This window comes from Streptomyces lydicus, from assembly GCF_004125265.1.
In the GTDB taxonomy this organism is placed as follows: domain Bacteria; phylum Actinomycetota; class Actinomycetes; order Streptomycetales; family Streptomycetaceae; genus Streptomyces; species Streptomyces lydicus_C.
In genome coordinates this window covers 7,173,104-7,191,775 of record NZ_RDTE01000003.1, presented here as the reverse complement: position 1 = coordinate 7,191,775, position 18,672 = coordinate 7,173,104, and the positions used below count along the sequence as shown (strand labels likewise).

The 18,672-nt window shown below is 71.8% G+C and carries 15 protein-coding genes and 1 pseudogene; 8 read left to right on the top strand and 8 right to left on the bottom strand.

Translation table 11 applies throughout. The annotated features are described in order from the left end of the window. Positions 1–48: 48 nt before the first annotated feature. The 3 genes from D9V36_RS34130 to D9V36_RS34120 form a co-directional block, all read right to left on the bottom strand. Positions 49–654 carry a TetR/AcrR family transcriptional regulator gene (locus tag D9V36_RS34130; protein WP_129297164.1) on the bottom strand — a complete coding sequence of 202 codons (606 nt, stop codon included), beginning with the start codon at positions 652–654 and terminating at the stop codon, positions 49–51. Between the two features lie 25 nt (positions 655–679). Continuing rightward, the gene (locus D9V36_RS34125) at positions 680–2,341 is read right to left on the bottom strand and encodes an AMP-binding protein (RefSeq protein ID WP_129297163.1); all 1,662 of its coding nucleotides are present in this window, start codon (positions 2,339–2,341) and stop codon (positions 680–682) included. 110 nt (positions 2,342–2,451) lie between these two features. Then, positions 2,452–3,258: an SDR family oxidoreductase gene (locus D9V36_RS34120; RefSeq protein ID WP_129297162.1), complete on the bottom strand. Its 807-nt coding sequence runs from the start codon at positions 3,256–3,258 to the stop codon at positions 2,452–2,454. Between the two features lie 276 nt (positions 3,259–3,534). On the opposite strand from D9V36_RS34120, the gene D9V36_RS34115 reads away from it, so the two are divergent. Next, positions 3,535–4,812, top strand: coding sequence for an exo-beta-N-acetylmuramidase NamZ family protein (locus tag D9V36_RS34115; protein WP_129297161.1), 1,278 nt, complete (start codon positions 3,535–3,537; stop codon positions 4,810–4,812). Positions 4,813–5,093: 281 nt separating this feature from the next. Next, entirely contained in the window at positions 5,094–6,347 is a 1,254-nt protein-coding gene (locus D9V36_RS34110; protein WP_129298879.1) for an MFS transporter, read from the top strand. A 21-nt stretch (positions 6,348–6,368) separates the two neighbouring features. Here D9V36_RS34110 and D9V36_RS34105 read toward each other — a convergent pair whose 3' ends face one another. Together D9V36_RS34105 and D9V36_RS34100 are read right to left on the bottom strand one after the other, a co-directional pair. After that, on the bottom strand, positions 6,369–7,391 hold the full coding sequence (locus D9V36_RS34105) for a LysR family transcriptional regulator (protein ID WP_129297160.1): 1,023 nt from the start codon (positions 7,389–7,391) through the stop codon (positions 6,369–6,371). A gap of 225 nt (positions 7,392–7,616) precedes the next feature. Then, the gene (locus D9V36_RS34100; RefSeq protein ID WP_129297159.1) at positions 7,617–10,436 is read right to left on the bottom strand and encodes a penicillin acylase family protein; all 2,820 of its coding nucleotides are present in this window, start codon (positions 10,434–10,436) and stop codon (positions 7,617–7,619) included. A 254-nt stretch (positions 10,437–10,690) separates the two neighbouring features. Here D9V36_RS34100 and D9V36_RS34095 point away from each other — a divergent pair, with 254 nt between their 5' ends. From D9V36_RS34095 to D9V36_RS34085, 3 genes and pseudogenes are all read left to right on the top strand, one after another. Further along, entirely contained in the window at positions 10,691–11,311 is a 621-nt protein-coding gene (locus D9V36_RS34095; RefSeq protein ID WP_129297158.1) for a hypothetical protein, read from the top strand. 116 nt (positions 11,312–11,427) lie between these two features. Beyond that, positions 11,428–12,157: pseudogene (locus tag D9V36_RS34090) on the top strand (3-keto-5-aminohexanoate cleavage protein). A 287-nt stretch (positions 12,158–12,444) separates the two neighbouring features. Continuing rightward, the gene (locus D9V36_RS34085; protein WP_129297157.1) at positions 12,445–13,887 is read left to right on the top strand and encodes an amidase; all 1,443 of its coding nucleotides are present in this window, start codon (positions 12,445–12,447) and stop codon (positions 13,885–13,887) included. A 121-nt stretch (positions 13,888–14,008) separates the two neighbouring features. On the opposite strand, the gene soxR is transcribed toward D9V36_RS34085, so the two are convergent. Then, positions 14,009–14,605, bottom strand: coding sequence for a redox-sensitive transcriptional activator SoxR (gene soxR, locus D9V36_RS34080; RefSeq protein ID WP_241721140.1), 597 nt, complete (start codon positions 14,603–14,605; stop codon positions 14,009–14,011). 217 nt (positions 14,606–14,822) lie between these two features. On the opposite strand from soxR, the gene D9V36_RS34075 reads away from it, so the two are divergent. Continuing rightward, on the top strand, positions 14,823–15,284 hold the full coding sequence (locus tag D9V36_RS34075; protein ID WP_129297156.1) for a MaoC family dehydratase: 462 nt from the start codon (positions 14,823–14,825) through the stop codon (positions 15,282–15,284). A 71-nt stretch (positions 15,285–15,355) separates the two neighbouring features. Continuing rightward, positions 15,356–15,847: a hypothetical protein gene (locus D9V36_RS34070; RefSeq protein ID WP_129297155.1), complete on the top strand. Its 492-nt coding sequence runs from the start codon at positions 15,356–15,358 to the stop codon at positions 15,845–15,847. Between the two features lie 42 nt (positions 15,848–15,889). Here D9V36_RS34070 and D9V36_RS34065 read toward each other — a convergent pair whose 3' ends face one another. Together D9V36_RS34065 and D9V36_RS34060 are read right to left on the bottom strand one after the other, a co-directional pair. After that, positions 15,890–16,519, bottom strand: coding sequence for a TetR/AcrR family transcriptional regulator (locus D9V36_RS34065; RefSeq protein WP_129297154.1), 630 nt, complete (start codon positions 16,517–16,519; stop codon positions 15,890–15,892). A gap of 123 nt (positions 16,520–16,642) precedes the next feature. Then, positions 16,643–17,794 carry an acyl-CoA dehydrogenase family protein gene (locus D9V36_RS34060; protein WP_129297153.1) on the bottom strand — a complete coding sequence of 384 codons (1,152 nt, stop codon included), beginning with the start codon at positions 17,792–17,794 and terminating at the stop codon, positions 16,643–16,645. 154 nt (positions 17,795–17,948) lie between these two features. Between D9V36_RS34060 and D9V36_RS34055 the strand changes: the two genes are divergently transcribed. Then, positions 17,949–18,596: a TetR/AcrR family transcriptional regulator gene (locus D9V36_RS34055; RefSeq protein ID WP_129297152.1), complete on the top strand. Its 648-nt coding sequence runs from the start codon at positions 17,949–17,951 to the stop codon at positions 18,594–18,596. Positions 18,597–18,672: the final 76 nt, after the last annotated feature.

Below are 18,672 nucleotides of genomic sequence, written 5' to 3'. Positions count from 1 at the left end.
GGGCGGCGGCCGCCGCGTGCGGTGCCCGCCGAAGCGGGGAGGCGCCCGCTACGGCCGCAGGGCGCGCAGCAGCAGGTCCGCCAGGTGATCGGCGACCTGCTGCGGGCTGAGCGGTCCGTCCTCGCGGTACCACGTGCCCAGGTGGTGCACGGAGCCGAAGTGGTAGTCCACGACCAGGTCGGCGGGGATGTCGGCGGCGAAGACGCCGGTGCGCTGGCCCTCCTCGACCAGGGCCCGGAACCGCTCGTGGTAGCGGCGCCGTTCGGCGCGTACCTGCTTGTCCTTCTCCGGGCTGAGCTGGTGCATCGAGCGGAAGAAGATCTTGGTGTCGTCGAGGTTCTCGATGGTGGTGACGACCACATCGGCGGCGGCGTCCCGCAGTCGCTGCTCCACCGGCGCGTCGGCCCCGGCGAAGTGGTCCAGCCGCTCCTGCTGGAGCCGCAGGACCCGGCCGTAGACCTCGTGGAGCAGATCCTCCTTGGAGCCGAAGTAGTGGTAGAGGGCGCCCTTGGTGACGCCCGCCGCATCGACGATCTCCTGGACGGAGGTGCGGTCGTAGCCCTGCTCGGCGAAGAGCCTGGTGGCGGTGGCCAGCAGCCGCTGGGCCACCGGCTTCGCACCGCCGTTGCCGTTGCCGTCCTTCGTGCCGGCCATCGCCCTCACCTGTCCTTCGTGCTCGTCATGCGCGGTGGCGCAGCTCCCGTCGGAGGATCTTGCCACTGGTGGTCTTCGGAAGCTCGGCCAGGATCTCCACCGCACGGGGATATTTGTACGCCGCGAGGCGTTCCTTGCAGTAGGCGGCCAGCTCGGCGGGTTCCGGGGAGGTGCCGGGGCGCAGGCTGACATAGGCCTTGACCGTCTCGCCGCGGTAGGCGTCGGGCACCCCGACGACCGCCGCCTCGCGCACCGCCGGATGGCTGTAGAGGACGTCCTCGACCTCGCGGGGCCAGACCTTGAAGCCGGAGGCGTTGATCATGTCCTTCTTGCGGTCGACGACGTACAGCCAGCCGCCGGCGTCCATGAAACCGATGTCACCGGTCCGCAGCTCGCCGTCCGGCAGGGCCTCGGCGGTGGCGTCGGGGCGGCGCCAGTAGCCGGGGACGACCTGGGGGCCGCGGACCGTTATCTCGCCCTGCTCGCCGAACGGCAGGTCCCGGCCCCTCTCGTCGGTGATCCGCACGACGGTGTCGGGGCCGGGGACGCCCACGGCGAGCGTGCCGGAGACCTTGTCGACCGGTGCCTCCCGGCCCGGCGGGACGCTGGCACAGGGGGCGGTGCACTCGGTCAGGCCGTAGCCGTTGTGGAGGTACGGCCCGAAGTCGGTGCGGAACTTCTCGACGAGGGCGGGCGGCAGCGGCGCACCGCCCGAGGACATCGTGCGGAAGGACGCGAAGTGGTCGCGGGTGACCCCGGGGTGGGCCATCAGCGCCATGTAGGCGGTGGAGGGCCCGACCGTATAGGCGGGGCGGTGCTCCAGGAAGGCGTCCAGGACGACACCGGCGTCGAAGCGGTAGGCGAGCACGAGGGTGCCGGAGTTGGCGACGCAGGCGGCCAGTTCGCAGACCATGCCGGTGATGTGGAAGAGCGGGGCGAGCGCGAAGTAAGTGGCGCCTTCGGGCAGGCCCAGGCCGGTGCGCTGGCGTTCGGCGTTGAAGGTGATGTTGCCGTGGGTGTTGGTGGCGCCCTTGGGGGTGCCGCTGGTGCCGGAGGTGTAGCTGATCAGCGCGAGGTCGTCGGCGGTGAGCTCCGGGTCGGTGGGCACCGCCCGTATCCTCCCTGCGGTGCGGGCGACGGTCAGCAGATCGTCGGCGCCCTCCTGCGGCCCGAGCCGTTCACCGCCCAGCACCCGCCGGTCGTCCCGGGTCTGCAGGTCCCGTTCCCAGGCGGTGAGCGCGATCCGTACGGACGGCGCCTCGGCGGCGGTGGCCCGCAGAAAGCCGTCCCAGGTGCGGTCGGCGCAGATGACGGCGGTGACCTCGGCGTCGTCCAGGATGTGCCGCATCTCGGCGGACTTGTACATGGGGTTGACCGGCACCACCACACCGCCGGCCTTCCACACGCCGAGCAGGGCGAGCACGAAGTGCGGGGTGTTCTGCAGCATCAACGCGGCCCGGTCGCCGCGCCGGAAGCCGCGCTCGGCGAGGTGGGCGGCGATGCCGTCGGAGAGCGCATCGGTCTCGGCGTAGGACAGCCGGCCGTCGAAGTAGGCGAGCGCCGTACGGTCGGGGACCCGGCCGACCGCCGCCCGGAAGGCGTGCAGCGTCGAGGCGGGCGGCTGGACGGGGGCACGCTGGGCGTCGGTGAGCTGTGCCAGCCACGGCATGTCCTGGTAGGAGGTCATCGGGGTGCGGCCCTTTCTTCCTGATCGCCTGAATCATCCCTGCGGGGGAAAAGCCCGGGTGACGCGGGGTGGCGGTGACGTGCGGTGACGCGCCGGGCCCGGCCGGCCCGTCACCCTGCACTGCGCTGCCCGTGCGGGTGGCCCCAGGAGCGGCCGCCCTCGGCCTGCTCCAACTTCCGCTGGAGGTGGTTCATCCCGCCGAGCCAGCGGTCGGGGTCCGCCGCCCGCGCGGTGTAGTAGTCCGCGACCTCGGGGTGCGGCAGGACCAGGAAGCGGCCCTCGGCCATCGCCGTGAAGAGGGCGTCGGCGACGTCCTCGGGTTCCACGGCCGTGGGCGTCAGGACCAGGTCCCCGGCGGCGCCGGTGGCGGCCAGCATGTCGGTGCGGACGCCCTGCGGGCAGATGGCGTGGACGTCGATGCCGCGGTGCCGGTAGGTCAGCGAGAGCCATTCGGCGAAGGCGTAGGCGCCGTGCTTGGTGACGCTGTACGGGGCGGCGGCGACCATGGTGAGCAGGCCCGCGGCGGAGACCGTGGAGATGAAGCGCCCGCTGCCGCGCTCCAGCCACTCGGGCAGCAGTTCCCGCGCGGCCCGGACATGCGCCATGACGTTGACGTCCCAGGCCAGCGTCCAGTCCTCCTCGGACGCCTCGGGCCCGCCGCCGGTCCCCACCCCGGCGTTGGCGCAGAAGATGTCGATACCGCCGCCGAGCGCCGCCCGTGCGGCCGGGACGACGGCGGAGGCGTCGCCGGCGACCGCGATCGCCCCGATCTCCCCGGCGGTCTTCGCCGCCTTGGCCTCGTCGAGATCGTTGACCACGACCCGGGCGCCCTCGGCGGCGAACCGGCGGGCCAGCGCGGCACCGATCCCCCCGCCCGCCCCGGTCACGACAACGGTCTTGTCCCGTACGGCTTCCACCCTGGGTCTCCCTCGGTCGTGTCGATGCGACGGGGGCAGACTAACCAGTCGGTATGTCCCGGCGGAAGAGTCCTTGCGTTCCTTGCAATACCGGCGCCGGGTCCGTACGGAAGAGTCCCCGCCGCACCCGCCGCGTCCGTACGGAGGAGCCCGCCGCGTCCGTACGGAGGAGCCCGCCGCACCGGCCGGGTCCATTCCGCCGCGCCCCGGAGCGGGCTAGCGTGCACGCGACACGTACCCGGTTGAGGTGGATTCCCTGATCACGGAGGTGTGCGGATGGCTCTGTCGAGACGCGTTCTGCTCGGGCGGCTGGCGACGGCCGGAGCGGCCGGTGCGGCACTGGCCACGGGCGCGGGCCCCGCGCAGGCGGCGGGCCCGGCACACGGCGGCGGCCGGCGGGTGCACACCGGCTTCGACCGGCTGTCCGCCGACGGCTACCGCCTCCTGGAGGGCCGCACGGTGGGCATCGTCACCAACCCCACCGGCGTCACCCGGGACCTGCGGCACATCGTGGATGTGATGCACGCCGACGAACGGGTGCGGCTGACCGCCGTCTTCGGCCCCGAGCACGGCTTCCGCGGCACCGCGCAGGCCGGCGGTTCCGAGGGCCGCTACGACGATCCGGCCACCGGACTGCCGGTCTACGACACGTACAACAAGAGCGGCGGGGAACTCGCCGGCATCTTCGGCGCCGCCGGTGTGGACACCGTCGTCTTCGACATCCAGGACGTGGGCGCGCGGTTCTACACCTACATCTGGACGCTGTACGACTGCATGGTGGCGGCGGCGCTCGCCGGCAAGCGCTTCGTCGTCCTCGACCGGCCCAATCCGGTCACCGGCCGCTCGGCCACCGGCCCGGTGCTCGACAAGGCGTACGCCTCGTTCGTCGGCCGGGAGCCGATCGCGCAGGCACACGGGATGACGGTGACGGAGCTGGCGCTGCTGTTCAACGGCGAGTTCGTGCCGCAGGCGGCCGGGCGCCCGGTGGAGCTGGAGACCGTGCCGATGACCGGCTGGCGGCGCACCGACTTCTTCGACGCCACCGGCCTGCCCTGGGTGCCGCCGAGCCCCAACATGCCCACCCCCGACACCGCGCTGGTCTACTCCGGCACCTGCCTCTTCGAGGGCACCAACCTCTCCGAGGGGCGCGGCACCACCCGCCCCTTCGAGCTGCTGGGTGCGGACGGCATCGACCGGCGCTGGGCCGCGGCCGCCACCGGACTCGGCCTGCCCGGCGTCCACTTCCGGGAGGCCTACTTCGCCCCCACCTTCTCCAAGTTCCAGGGCAAGACGATCGGCGGCGTCCAGCTGCACGTCCACGACCGCGAGGCGTTCGACCCGGTGCGTACCGGCATCGGCCTCCTGGTGACCGCGAAGCGGGTGTGGAGCGGCTTCGCCTGGCGTCCCGACAACGGCATCGACCGGCTGACCGGCTCGTCGACCGTCCGGAAGATGATCGACGCGGGCGCGGATCCGGACGAGATCACGGCCGCCTGGCGGGCGGGCCTGCAGCGCTTCCGGGCGGTGCGACGGCGGTATCTGCGGTACTCGTAAAGGGTGTTGGCCCGGTCCGGTCGGCGCCCGCCCGGCCGGACCCTGCCCCGCCCGCACCCGGTCTCAGGAACCGAGACAGTCCATTTCACCTCTTGACTGCCCCCTACACCGAGCCGGAAAGTGCGCTGGTGAGTAGTGACGCGACATCAGCGCAGGCATCTGCACAGGCAGCGGCGCAGGCATCAGCCCAGGCATCTGCACAGGCATCAGCGCAGGCAGCGGCGCAGACCCCGGCAGATTCTCCCCCGGAGGCGAAGGGGGAGGCCGGCGGCGGTGAGAGCCTGCGCCGGGTGGCGGTGGCCTCCTTCATCGGGACGGCCATCGAGTTCTACGACTTCTACATCTACGGGACGGCCGCCGCGCTCGTCCTCAACCAGGCGTTCTTCCCGACACTCAACCCGGTCAACGCCACCCTCGCGTCCTTCTCCACCTACGCGGTGGCGTTCGCCGCGCGGCCCCTGGGCTCGGTGCTCTTCGGCCACTTCGGTGACCGGGTGGGCCGTAAGTCCGTGCTGGTCGTCTCGCTGCTGCTGATGGGGCTCTCGACGGCGTGCGTGGGACTGCTCCCCGGCTATGGCACCTGGGGCGTCTGGGCGCCGTTGCTGCTGCTCGTGCTGCGCTTCCTGCAGGGCATCGGCCTGGGCGGCGAGTGGGGCGGGGCCGCGCTGCTGGCGGTCGAGCATGCGCCGCGCAGACGCCGTGGGCTGTATGCCGCCTTCCCGCAACTCGGCCCGTCCGTGGGGTTCTTCGCGGCGACCGGGGTGTTCTGGCTGCTGTCGTCCGTGCTCGATGACGCGGCGTTCCGTTCGTGGGGCTGGCGGGTGCCGTTTCTGCTGTCGTTCCTGCTGGTCGGCGTGGGGCTGTTCGTACGGCTGAAGATCAGTGAGACGCCGGTGTTCGCGAAGGTGCTGGACGCCCAGGAGGCGAGCAAGGTCCCCGCCGTCGAGGTGCTGCGCCGTCATCCGCGCGAACTGCTGCTCGGCGCGGGCGGCATGATCATCGCGTACGGCCTCTTCTACACCGCGACGACCTACTGCCTGTCCTACGCCACCGCCACCCTCGGCATCTCCCGCAACACCATGCTGGGGCTCTCCCTCGTCGCCTGCCTGTTCCTGGCCGCCGGGACCTGGCTGGCCGCCACCCGTTCCGACGCCGCCGGGCGCCGCAAGCTGATCCTCGCCGGGAGCGGTCTCGCGGTGGTGTGGGGGCTGGTGCTCTTCCCGCTGCTGGACACCGGGGCGCCGGTGCTGATCGCCCTCGGCATCGGCGGCGCGCTGTTCTGCATGGGTGTGGTGTACGGCCCGATGGGCGCGTATCTGCCGGAGCTGTTCGGTACGCGGGTGCGGTACTCGGGCGCCTCGCTGGCCTACAACCTGGGCGGCGTCCTCGGCGGCGCGGTGGCCCCGCTGGTCGCCACCCGGCTCCAGTCGGCGTACGGGTCGGCCTCGGTGGGCTGGTACGTCAGCGCGATGGCGGTCGTCTCGCTGCTGTGCGTGCTGGCGCTGCCGGAGACCCGGGAGCGGGACCTGGTCTGAGGTGCCGGTGGCGCCGCGCGCTCAGGAGCTCAGCCACCATCGCCCGCTCTCCCTGGACAGCGCCTCCCACAGGAGGTTGAGGGGGTGGCCGGGGGCGTAGGAGTCCCGCTCGCCGCGGCGGGTGAAGACGCCGACCAGCACCTCGGTCCGGGGGCCCACCTCCCCGACGATCTCCAGGGTGCGCAGCCCGCCGGCCTCCGGGAGGCGGCCGTCCGCGGCGGCCTCCCCGATGCCCCGGGTGACCAGCATCGCCCCGCTGACCACGCCCGACCGCAGCAGTTCGAAGCCGTAGTGCGCGGCCTCGATCTCGGCCGCCACGGAGAGCTTGTTCCGGTAGTCGGGGCCGTACCAGGAGGTCAGGAAACGGCTGATCAGGCCGCGCGTCGAGACGACCAGCGGCAGCCGGGGCAGGTCGTGGGCGCCGAAGGAGGTGCCGGGGAGCCGTTCCGGCGGCAGGTTCGTCAGCAGGGAGAGCCCGCTGCGCCGCCATTCCATGACCTCGTACGGAGCCAGCAGCTCCGCTTCGTCGTCCTGGGTGACCACGACGCTGCCGCAGACCAGGTCGAGTTCTTTGGTGCGCAGCTTGGTGAAGAGGTCGCCGGTGCGGACGTGGGTGACCTTCAGATCGACGTCGTCGCGCTCATAGTCCTCGGCGACGCGTTCCACCGCGTCCAGCAGGAAGCCGAGGGTGTAGCGGGTGGTGCCGACGGACAGCGTCCGGCCGAGCCTGCGGCGGGCGTCGCGCACCCCGTCCGACCACTCCCCCAGCGTGCGCCGCGCCAGCTCGACCAGCGCCTCACCGGTCGCGGTGAACAGGGCGTCCTGGCCCCGCCCCTGCTTGAGGACCAGCTCCTCGCCGCACAGCGCGGCAAAGGTGCGGTTCATGGTGTCCAGCTGCTTTTGCACACTGGACTGTTCGCGTCCCAGCCGCCGCGCGGCGCCCAGCGCGGTGCCCGCCTCGTGGACGACGATCAGCGTGCGCAGCTGGTCCATGGTGGTATCCAGCAGCTCCGTCGGGTACTGCTGCGGACCTGACAAGGCCATGCCTCGCTTTCCCATTCCCTGGAGTTCAGAACCCTGCAGCATAACCCCGCGGAATTCCGGCCCGGAGGGCAGTCGGGCTTCCCGGTAAGCGAGTTGGCGCTTCCCGTCACGGAGGGGGACGGCGGGGCACCCGGCGGGCGCGCGCGAAGGCCCCGGGGCGGTGGTGATGCCCCGGGGCCTGGCCGTGCCGCACTCCCTCTGCCGGCGTTACCGGTGTTACTGGTGTTACCGGTGTGCCGGGAACTCCACGACCTGCTGGTAGGTCGGCCGGTTCTGCCAGCTGATGGTGTCGTGGGTCAGACCGCCCACCGCGCGGTGGATGATCGCGTCCGCGCACCACTGGTCGCCGGCCTTGCAACTGGCGTCGCCGGGGTAGACCTGCTCGGCCGTCTTCCCGGCCGCCTGCTGGAGTGTGGCCAGCAGGGTGTCGCGGCAGGCGGACAGGTCACCGTTGCCGCAGTACGGCTGCGCGAGCGGACCGGCCACCTTGTCGCCGAGCACCGACCGCAGGTCCTTGTCCGCGTAGCTCCACCAGCCGTACTGGAAGGCCGATCCTGCGTGCGCCCCGGTCGGGCCGTGGCCGGCCGACGGGGATTCGTCGATGCCGAGATTGGCCCGCAGCGCGTCATAGAGGTCGCCGCCCAGCCCCGGCTTGAAGACCGCGTCGATCATCAGCGGCCACCAGGCGTCCATCAGGCGTACGGCGTCGGGGTGGGTGTAGGTGTGCGAGCCCGCGGCGGTCTCGCGGCGCTGGGCGCCGTCCTTGCGCCAGGCCTCCAGCTGCTGGACCGCGGTCTTCAGCTGGGGGTCGGTGACGGGCTTGCTGCCCACGACCCGCAGGAGTTCGGGCAGCACGTCCTCGCCGCGCAGGTCGGTGACCGCGGCCTCGGACATCGCGCGGGTCAGCGAGGCCCGGGTCACCCCGCCGGCCTCGGTCAGCGCGCGCACCCGGTCGTCCAGCAGATTGCCCCGGTGCACCGACCCGTTGCCGAAGCCGGCCGAGTCGTAGTCCTTGGCCTGCTTGTTGTTCCACGAGATGTAGTAGTCCTGGCCGATGGACTGCGGGTGCTGGGCGGGCGGGGTGTAGTCGGTGGTGTTGGTGTCCGGGTCGTGGCCCTTCCATTCGTAGGCGTCGTCCGCCTTGATGGGCAGCGAGGGGTCGACGTCGGGGTTGCGGACCGGGTTGAGGCCGCTGTTGTAGTACGCGATGTCGCGGGAGTCGGCGTAGAACCAGTTGAAGGCGTAGCCGATGTGCTCGGCGGCCTGCTGGAACGTCTTGGCGTCGCGTACGTAGGACGGGTCGTTGAACATCTGGAAGCCGATGATCGAGTCGGCCTCGTGGCGGTAGGTGGAGCGCTGCGCGGTGTAGGCGACGGGCTTGCCGTCGACGGTGGCGCGGTGGGTGACGGTCCCGTACTTCGTCCGGAAGACCTGCATCCGGTAGGAGCCGGCCGCCGTCGGGTCGGCGACGGTGGGCTTCCAGGAGTTGGTGCGCTCCAGCTTCTCCATGGGGACGCAGGCGCCGTGGTAGCGGTAGGAGGTGGAGTCCTTGGTGGGCGCGGAGCCGTCCGCGTTGCACAGCTCCACGGCGTAGGTGTCGGTGATGTCCTGGCCGGCGGAGGTGGCGCTCCAGGCGTAGTCCTGCCCGCGGCCGAGCTGGACGTACATCCCCACGCCCGCGAAGGAGGCGCCGCGGGCGCTGATGCCGGGCCCCTGGATCTCCTGGAGCATCAGGAGCTGCGGCGCGAAGTAGCCGGTCTGCGGGCCGAAGACGGCGACCGGGTGACCGCTCGCCGAGTGCTTGCCGGAGACCAGCAGGGCGTTGGACATCCCGCGGTGCTGGGTGGGGTCGAAGCTCCCCTTGGGCAGCACCCCGTCCTTGAAGAGGCCTTCCAGCTTCTTGTACTTCCTGGGCGCCTTGACCGGGTCCCGCGGCGGTGTCCCGCTCTTGACGGTGGCCGCGCCGGTGCGGTCGAAGACCAGCGGCTCGGGGGTGACCGAACCGCGGTCGGGCAGTGCGGTGCCCTTGGCCTTGGCCGGCTTGACCGCGTACGGGAAGCTGCTGCCGTCGTGCAGGGTCTTGGCGGCCTCGGGGTCGTTGCGCTCCCGGAAGGACTCCCAGACCTGGGTGCCCTTCTCGACGCCGTACTTCTGCTGGGCGGAGAGCAGCGCGAGGGCCGAGGGGACCTCGCCGCCTCCCCCGTTGCCGAAGAGCCCGCCGACGACGGAGGCGAGGGCTATCAGGTCGGTGAGCTTGAAGGGCTGGATCTCACCGGCATTGGTGATCGCGTCGACATGGCCGGTGAGGACGTACTCACCGGGGAAGTACCGGCCGTTCTTGGACTGTTCGCGGTAGGCGTTGATGCCGTCGACATAGGCCTGGGCGTCCTGCATGGCCAGCTTGCCGCGCTCGCCGTTCGACTCGCGGATGTTGTCGACCTGGGCCTGGAGATCGGCCTCGGTGTAGGGCGCCTGCGGCCAGAACTGCTGCTCCAGGCCCTGGTTGGCGAGGGCTCCGCCGGCGAAGGAGGTCAGTTCGCCGCGGCCGATGTGGCGGAAGAGGTCCATCAGCCAGAGCCGGTCCTGGCCCGCGGCGTAGCCGGCGCCGTATTCGGTGCCGTAGCGGGTGGTGCCCTTGATGTGCGGCACCCCGGTCTTCTTGTCCCGGGTGATGGTCACGTCGCTGCGGGGCGTGGTGACCTTGCCGACCTGGTCCTGGGGGACGCCGAAGGAGGCGTCGTTGAAGAACTTGGTGAGGGTGTCGTCGGTGAGCGACTGGTAGCCGCTCGCCAGCGCGCCGTACGGGCCGAGTTGGTCGGCGGAGTGCTCGGGGTGGGTGCCGAACAGCTTGTTGCCGAGGATCTCCACCAAGGTGGCGTTGCCGGTGGCGCCGGGCGGCAGGATGTCGGCGCACTGGCCCTGGCAGTAGTCGTCGTTCGGTGCGGCGGCCGCGGCCGCGGTGGGGGGCGGTGCCAAGACCGTGGCACCCAAGGCGAACAGGGCCGCCGCGGCGGCGGCCTTGAGCCTTCCGGTACGTCGTCGCATTCCTGCTCCTCGCTGGGGGTCCCCTGCCCGTCGCGAGCGAGGGGGAGGGCGGGCGGGACGTTACCGCCGGTTATCCCTGACCGGAAGATGAACAACAGTCAACTTTTGTTCTGGCGCCGGGAGTTTGCGCCGGGGCGACTCCGGAAAGCCGGAATATCACCCCGGAAACCGCAAGAAAGTTCGAGGGATCCAGTTGGCGATCGACTACGTCCCATCTCCGTTCAGTCGGATCCTCCCCACGGAGGTGGGATGAAATGGCCGGTTTCAGAGCCCTCGCAGAGCAGGTCCGCAATCCACGTCTCGTCGCGGCCCAGCGACGCACCGCCCTGCGCAAGTGCCTTGAACGCTTCGCCCCTTACGGGCACCGCGCGACCTGGCACCACCTGTGCACCCGGGCCGGTATCGCGACCCAGGACCGCGACCCCGATCCGGAGCGGCTGATGGCCGCGCTCGCCGAGCTGGAAGAGGCCCGCACCCTCTGGCTCGCGTACGAGGAGGAATTCGCCGCCCGGCGCCGCAAGGAGAAACACGACGGCATCCGGCAGCCCGGCGCGATCGACGAATGGCACCGGCGGACCTGGGGCGGCTGCGACATCGTGCCGTGCGAGTCACCGCAGCGCCACCCCGCGGCCCGCCTCGCGGTGGTGCTGCGCCGCATGATCGTGGCGATGGAAGCGGGGCGGCCACGCCGCGACTGCCCGGTGTGCGGCGGCACCCGCTTCGCCTGGCTCCCGGATGCGGTGGACGCACCGGCCCCCGGACCGGCCTGCCTGCAGTGCGGCGTACTGGCCCCGCCGTCCGTGCTGACGCACGAGGCGCTGACCACGGCGGGCCGGGTGCGGGTACACGAGGCGGGGGCGTTCGCGGCGGCCTGAGGCGCCGGCCGCGTCCCCACCTCACAGGGCAATACACCTGGGGCCGCCGTACGGCCGGTGACACCGGAACGGCCGGAATCAGAGCCACTGTCATACCCTGCTGTCATCATCGGGGCATGCTTCAGGTCTGTCTCAACGGCCCCCCGTACGGCGGCCGATTCCGCGGCGGTTCCGGTGTCACCGGCCGCCCTCGCCGAGGCTGCGCAGCAGGCGGTGGCGGCCGGTGCCCGCGATGTCCATGTCCACCCCAAGACCCCGTGCGGCGAGGACTCCCTCGCGCCGCGAGTGGTCGCCGTCGCCCTGGAAGCCGTCCGGGCGGTGGTGGATGTCCCGGTAGGGGTGACGACCGGCGCCTGGTGCGAGCCGGATCCCGCGGTCCGCGCCGAGCGGGTCCGCTCCTGGACGGTGCTGCCCGACCATGCCTCGGTGAACTGGCACGAGCCGGGCGCCGAAGCCGTCGCCGCCGCCCTGCTGGAGCGCGGCATAGGCATCGAGGCCGGCATCTGGTCGGGCACGGACGCCGCGGAGTCGTTCGCCCGCTCACCGCTCGCGCCGCGGGTGCTGCGGGTGCTGGCCGAGGTGATGGACACCGACCCCGGGTCCGCGCCGCCCCTCGCGCGTGAGCTGCTGACCGCTGTGGCCGGCGCCGCGCCCGGCCGCCCGGTGCTGCTGCACGGGATGGACGGCGGGGCCTGGCCCGTGCTGCGGCTGGCCGGCGAGCTGGGCCTGTCCACCCGGATCGGCATCGAGGACACCCTGCTGCTGCCCGACGGCCGGCCGGCTACCGCCAATGCCCAGCTGGTGTCCGCCGCGGCGACCTTGCTGAGCGGCCTTCCCGGCGGATGACAGCGAGGTACCTCCGCCGCATGATCGCGTTCGCCCGCTTCCGCATCGTCGCCCCTCCGGGGTGGAGCCGCCGGCTCGTCCCGCCCACCGCACCCTCTTGTCCGCCCTCATCCGGTGCCGGTTCGGTATCCGGTTCCGCTACGGCCTTTACGAGCCGGCCCTCAAGCTGAAACAACTGTTCACGGGCTGACCACCCATACCGGCATCGCGCCCTCCTGGTGTCGTCGGCCCTCCCGCCCGTACGACACCAGGGCCGTGCGGGCACCCTGAGGAGAGGCTGGACGTCCATGGCCGACCTGCACGATCTGACCGCGCTCGCACAGGCCGAGAAGATCCGGTCGGGTGAGCTCTCCCCCGTGGAGCTCACCGAGCACTATCTGGCGCGGATCGAGCGGCTCGACGACTCACTCGGCGCGTTCCTCACCCGCACCCCGGAGATAGCCCGCAAGCAGGCCTCGGACGCCGAGAGCGAGGCCACCGCGGCCCGCAGGGAGGGCCGTGCGCTCCCGCCGCTGCACGGCGTCCCCGTCCCCGTGAAGGACCTCAACCAGGTCGCCGGGGTGCGCTGCACGATGGGCTCCCGGGCGCTGGCCGAGCATGTGCCGACCGTCGACGACCATGTCGTCCACAAACTGCGGGCGGGCGGCACGATCCTGCTCGGCAAGACCAACACCCCCGAATTCGGGCTGCCGTGCTACACCGAGAACGACCTGGCACCGCCCGCCCGCACCCCGTGGGACCCGGAGCGCTCGGCCGGCGGCTCCAGCGGCGGGGCGGCCGCGGCCGTGGCCGGCGGCCTGGCACCGCTCGCGCACGCCAGCGACGGCGGCGGCTCGGTCCGTATCCCGGCCTCCGTCTGCGGGCTGTTCGGCATCAAGCCCAGCCGCGGCCGGATCAGCGGCGGCCCGCTGCTGCACGACGTCTCCGGCCTGGCCACCTCGGGACCGCTGGCCCGTACGGTCGCGGACGCGGCCACCCTGCTGGACGTCATGGCGGGCACGATGCCCGGCGATCCGTTCGCCGCGCCACCACTGCCGCCCGGGGAGACCTTCGCCGACCATGCCCGCCGCGACCCCGGACGGCTGCGGATCGCCTGCCTCACCGAGCCGCCCGTCCCCGGCCTAGAGGTCCACGCCGACTGCCGCACCGCCACCACCGACACCGCCGCCCTGCTGACCGGGCTCGGCCACGAGGTCGAGGAGCTGTCCCTGCCGGCCGACGACGGCATCCTGCTCGCCTTCACCCGTGTCTGGTCGGTGCTCGCCGCGAGCCGCCCCGTGCCGCCGGAGCGCGAGGAGCTGCTGATGCCGCTCACCCGCTCGCTGCGCGCCCGCGGCGCCGAGGTCTCCGGCGCGGAGTTCGCACGCTCGATGTACGCGTTCCGGCTCCTCGCCCAGTCCGTCGCGGACGGCCTGATGCCGCCGGGAACCGGCTATGACGTGATCCTCTCGCCCACACTGGCCGCTCCTCCGGTGCCGGTCGGCGCCCTGCGCAACGACGCCGATCCGGAAGCCGAGTTCGCCGCCATCGGCGCCTTCACCCCGTTCACCGCGCTCTACAACGCCACCGGCCAGCCCGCGGTGAGCGTCCCGCTGCAGTGGAACGCCGAGGGACTGCCGATCGGGGTGATGCTGGCCGGGCGCTACGGCGACGAGGCCACCTTGATCGCGCTGTCGGCACAGCTGGAGCAGGCCCGCCCATGGGCGGACCGCACCCCGTCCATGTGGTGACGGAGCCGGAACACCCGCGCCCGCCCCGCCGTGGGGCGGGCGCACCCGGATGACGGGGCAGGCGCTTCCGCGCTATGGGACGGGCGCAGCCGCACCACGACGGGACGGGCGCTTCCGCGCCTCACGACTCGTCGTCCGTACAGCAGCCCTGCCCGTCGTCCGGCGAGCAGCCCTGCCCGTCCCACTCGCCGGACCGAGTACTCCGCGGAGGCCGCTGCTCACCGCCCGCGCGCTGCTGCGCCCCCTCCGGGTCCTTGACCCTCCGGTCGACCCGCAGCCGTCGCGCGCCGGGCCCCTGCTCACCGAGGTTGTCGTACGGGTTGGACAGCGCGCAGGTCTCCAGCGAGAGGCAGCCACAGCCGATGCAGTCCGTCAACCGGTCGCGCAGCTCGACGAGTTGGGTGATCCGCTCGTCCAGCTCGGCGCGCCAGACCGCGGAGAGCCGGGCCCAGTCGGCGCGGTTGGGTGTGCGTTCATCGGGCAGCTCGGCCAGCGCGTCACGGATCACCGCGAGCGGGATCCCCACCCGCTGCGCCGCCCGCACGAACGCGACCCGGCGCAGCGCGTCACGGGTGTAGCGCCGCTGGTTGCCCGCCGTCCGGGTGCTGCTGATCAGCCCCTTGGACTCGTAGAAGTGCAGCGCGGAGACCGCGGCACCGCTGCGCGCGGAGAGCTGGCCGACGGTGAGCTCATGAACCTTGTACGGAAGCTGGGGCACGGTTCAACCCTAGGCGACCCTCGCGGGCGTCTCCCGGCCTCCGGGACTGGCTCCGTACGGGACGCGTGCGGTCGCCGTGGTCGACGGCGTCTCCCGGCCTCCGGGACTCGCCGGACCGTTGACAGCGGGCACCCGCACTCAGCATGCTGAGCAAGCGCTTAGTAAGCATCGGCCGGTGCACCGCGGCGGCGGATGGATCCCGAGGAGGCGGACGAGAATGGCACAGCCCCGAGTGTTCGGATCGCTCGACGAACTGCGCGACGCAGTCGGTGAGGAGCTGGGCACCAGCGACTGGCTGGAGATCGACCAGAAGCGGATCGACCTGTTCGCGGAGGCCACCGGCGATCACCAGTGGATCCATGTGGACCAGGAGAAGGCCGCGGCCGGCCCCTTCGGCACCACCATCGCGCACGGCTACCTGACGCTGTCGCTGCTGCCCGCCTTCGTACCGCAGCTGATGCGGGTCGACAACGTGAAGATGGGCATCAACTACGGAACCAACAAGGTCCGTTTCCCCGCCACCGTCCCGGTCGGCTCACGGCTGCGCGCCACCGCCAGGATCGCGGAGGTCACCGAGGTGCCCGGCGGCGTCCAACTCGCCACGGTCGTGACCATCGAGCGCGAGGGCGGCGACAAGCCGGTCTGCGTGGCGGAGTCGGTCAGCCGCTTCTACCTGTAGCGGGCGCCTGGCCGCAGCAGTCCGCCCGCCTGGCGGGCGGCGAAGCGCCACGACCGCACTAGGGTGCTCGGATGCGCAGTGCGATATCGCGTAAGGCGAGCAACAAACAGCAGAAGGAGCCGAAGCCGGCATGGGGATGGCGGGTCATCGGGCTGTTGCTCGGTCTCGTGCTCACCCTTGTCGGTGCCGGATTTGTCGTCCTCAACGGCGTCCAGGGCGTGCAGGCCACCGGCCTGGTGGGCACACGCGGCACCTTCAAGGTCGATTACTGCACCGATACCAACCCCAGCAGGAAGAATTCCGACTACGAGTGCGGTGGCGCCTTCACCCCTCGCGGCGGGGATATCGACGATGGACAGAGAGGAAAGCTCGAGAACGCGGAGGACTATCCGGCCGGCGAGAAGCTCGACGTGGTCGAGTCCTGGATCGGCAGCGGGTCACGCTTCCGGGAGACCGGTGTCGGGGCGACGTTGTTGTCCATCTGGTTTTTCTGCATCGGAGCGGGGCTCTTGGCGATGGGGGTCGCCACATTCCGGAAATGGGCAAGGAGCTACAAGAAGTAGGGGGCGCCCTGCAGTCGGCCGTACCCTGCAGAGCCGCACCGTTCAGACGACCGACGCGCCCACCATGCGCAGCACGAGGTCGGCATAGAGGGTGCCGACCTCGTCGGGTGACCGCGGGCCCTGGGCCGTGAACCACCGGGCGACGTCCACACACAGCGACAGCACCGCGAGGGTGGTGCCCGGCACATCGTCGGCCTGGAACTCCCCGCTGTCCGCACCGTCCTGGATGATCTGCCGCAGCACCCGGTCCGTACGGCGGCGCAGACCGGTGATCTCGGTGTAGTGCTCGGGGCTCAGCGCCTGGAGCTCGTACTGGATGACCCGGGCGGTGGTGTGGTGCTCGGCGTGCCAGCGGGCGAAGGTCCGCACGGCGTCGCGGAGGCGCTCGGTGGCACTGCCCTCGGCCCCGGCGGCGGCGTCCATGATGCGCAGCGCCTTCTCATGGCCGATACCGCTGATGCGGTACAGCAGCTCTTCCTTGGTCTTGTAGTGGATGTAGAGGGCGGCCGGGCTCATACCGGCGCGGCCGGCGATGTCACGGGTGGTGGTGGCGTGGTAGCCGCGCTCGGCGAAGGCCTCGACGGCGGCACTGACCAGGCGTCGCGCGGCGTCCGGGGTCACCCCGGCCCACTCCTGGTTCTCCTCTTCGGCCCGCTTTGCCGCCGCACCCATCGCCTACCCCGCTCCTCGATCCGCCAGGGACCCTCCTCTGACGGATCGAACACCATATCGCGCTGCTGAGCAAGCGCTTAGGGATCGGTGGCAAGGCGGCCGGGGCGCCTGCGGACGGGCCGGTCAGAAGGCGGAGACCCCGGTCAGCGCGCGGCCGATGACCAGCTTCTGTATCTGGCTGGTGCCCTCGTACAGGGTCATCACCCGGGCGTCCCGCAGCAGCTTGCCGACAGGGTACTCGTCGATGTAGCCGTAGCCGCCGAAGACCTGGAGGGCGTTGTTGGCGGCCCGCACCGCGGCCTCGGAGGCGAACAGCTTGGCCTTCGAGGCGGCGGTGGCGAACGGCTCGCCGCGCTCGATCAGATCGGCCACCCGCCAGGTCAGCAGGCGCGCCGCGTCCACGTCCACGGCGATGTCGCTGATCAGCTCCTGCACCAGCTGGTGCCGGGCGAGGGGCTTGCCGAACTGCTCGCGCTCGCCCGCGTAGCCGAGCGCGGCGTCCAGGGCGGCCTGGGCGATGCCCACACAGCCGGCTGCCACCGACATCCGGCCCTTGGCCAACGCGGACATCGTGACCGAGAACCCCTTGCCCTCGGGGCCGAGCATGGCGGCGGCCGGGACCCGTACGCCGTCCAGGACCAGCTCCGCGGTGGCCTGGCCGCGCAGCCCCAGCTTGCCGTGGATCTCACGGCGCTCCAGGCCGGGGCTGTCCGCCGGGACGAGGAAGGCGCTGATGCCCTGGTGCCCCGGGGCGCCGCCGGTGCGGGCGAAGAGCAGCACGACATCGGCCCAGGTGCCGTTGGTGATGAACATCTTGGTGCCGTCGATGACGTACGAGTCCCCGTCGCGGACCGCCCGGGTGGCGAGGTTCGCGGCGTCGGAGCCGGTGCCCGGTTCGGTCAGGCCGAAGCAGCCGACCGCCTCGCCGGAGGTGAGCCGCGGCAGCCACGTCCGCTTCTGCTCCTCGTCGCCCCACGAGGCGAGGGTCTTGGCCACCAGCCCCAGGGAGACCGAGACGATGCCGCGCACCGAGGAGTCGGCGCGGCCCAACTCCTCGGTGACCAGGACATAGGAGAGGTGGTCGCCACCGGAACCGCCGTACTCCTCGGGGACGGTGAGCCCTAGGAAGCCGAGGCCGCCGAGCTTCCTCACGATGCCGCGGTCGACCTGCTCCGCGCGGTCCCAGGCGGTGGCGTACGGGGCGATCTCGCGGTCGGCGAAGTCCTTGGCGAGCTGCCGTACCGCGGTCTGCTCCGCGCTGAGTTCCAGATTCATCCCGGGCTCCCTGTGGACGAGATCGTGGACATGGACGAGGTCGCGCACGTGGACGAGGACGTGGGCATGGGGACGAGGCCGTGGGCGAGCACACGCACGATGACACTTAATTAGCACTGCTAGTTTTCGATGGGCAGCCCCTACTATGTGCGTCATGGCCCGACCCCGCAAGCCCCTGCTGAGCCGCGAGCGCATCGTCTCCACGGCGCTGGCGCTCATCGACTCCGAAGGGCTGCCGGCGCTCTCCACCCGTCGCCTGGCGGCGGAGCTGGGCGTGAGCGGGCCGTCCCTCTACAACCACTTCACGACCAAGGACGAGATCCTCGACGCGGTGGCCGACACGGTCATCGCCCAGGTCGATGTGTCGGGCTTCGAGGCGGGCGCCGACTGGCGCGCCGGGCTGCTCGCCTGGGCCCGCTCCTACCGCGCGGCACTCGCCGCGCATCCGCAGATCGTGCCGTTCCTCGCCCAGGGGCCCGGCCGCCGCCCGGCCGGACTGAAGATGGCCGATGCGGCGTTCGGCGGGATGGTCGAGGCGGGTTGGCCTCCCGCCCAGGCCACCCGGGTCTGTGCGATGGTCCGTTACTTCGTGGCCGGTTCCGCGCTGGGCTCGTTCGCCCGCGGCTTCGTGGACGACCCGAGCGCCTACGACCCCGCCGACTACCCGCACCTGGGCCAGGCCCACCTCCTCGCGGAGCATCAACGCCAGGTGGACGAGGGCGCATTCGAGACCGGACTGCAGGCACTGGTGGACGGCCTGGCCCTGCAGCACCCGGAACTCGCAGCGCCGAACGGCGACTGAGCGCGGGACGCGCCGCGCCGGGACGGGCCACGCTGGGCCGGGACACCTCCTATCACCCTTTCCGGGCGATCGGCTC

Excerpts from the sequence above, each read along its gene's own strand:
- D9V36_RS34100 (WP_129297159.1), bottom strand. The coding sequence starts at position 10,436 with ATGCGACGACGTACCGGAAGGCTCAAGGCCGCCGCCGCGGCGGCCCTG.
- D9V36_RS34125 (WP_129297163.1), bottom strand. The coding sequence starts at position 2,341 with ATGACCTCCTACCAGGACATGCCGTGGCTGGCACAGCTCACCGACGCC.
- D9V36_RS34055 (WP_129297152.1), top strand. The coding sequence starts at position 17,949 with ATGGCCCGACCCCGCAAGCCCCTGCTGAGCCGCGAGCGCATCGTCTCC.
- D9V36_RS34105 (WP_129297160.1), bottom strand. The coding sequence starts at position 7,391 with ATGGCCTTGTCAGGTCCGCAGCAGTACCCGACGGAGCTGCTGGATACC.
- D9V36_RS34095 (WP_129297158.1), top strand. The coding sequence starts at position 10,691 with ATGGCCGGTTTCAGAGCCCTCGCAGAGCAGGTCCGCAATCCACGTCTC.
- D9V36_RS34085 (WP_129297157.1), top strand. The coding sequence starts at position 12,445 with ATGGCCGACCTGCACGATCTGACCGCGCTCGCACAGGCCGAGAAGATC.
- D9V36_RS34070 (WP_129297155.1), top strand. The coding sequence starts at position 15,356 with ATGCGCAGTGCGATATCGCGTAAGGCGAGCAACAAACAGCAGAAGGAG.
- D9V36_RS34060 (WP_129297153.1), bottom strand. The coding sequence starts at position 17,794 with ATGAATCTGGAACTCAGCGCGGAGCAGACCGCGGTACGGCAGCTCGCC.
- D9V36_RS34130 (WP_129297164.1), bottom strand. The coding sequence starts at position 654 with ATGGCCGGCACGAAGGACGGCAACGGCAACGGCGGTGCGAAGCCGGTG.
- D9V36_RS34075 (WP_129297156.1), top strand. The coding sequence starts at position 14,823 with ATGGCACAGCCCCGAGTGTTCGGATCGCTCGACGAACTGCGCGACGCA.
- D9V36_RS34115 (WP_129297161.1), top strand. The coding sequence starts at position 3,535 with ATGGCTCTGTCGAGACGCGTTCTGCTCGGGCGGCTGGCGACGGCCGGA.
- D9V36_RS34065 (WP_129297154.1), bottom strand. The coding sequence starts at position 16,519 with ATGGGTGCGGCGGCAAAGCGGGCCGAAGAGGAGAACCAGGAGTGGGCC.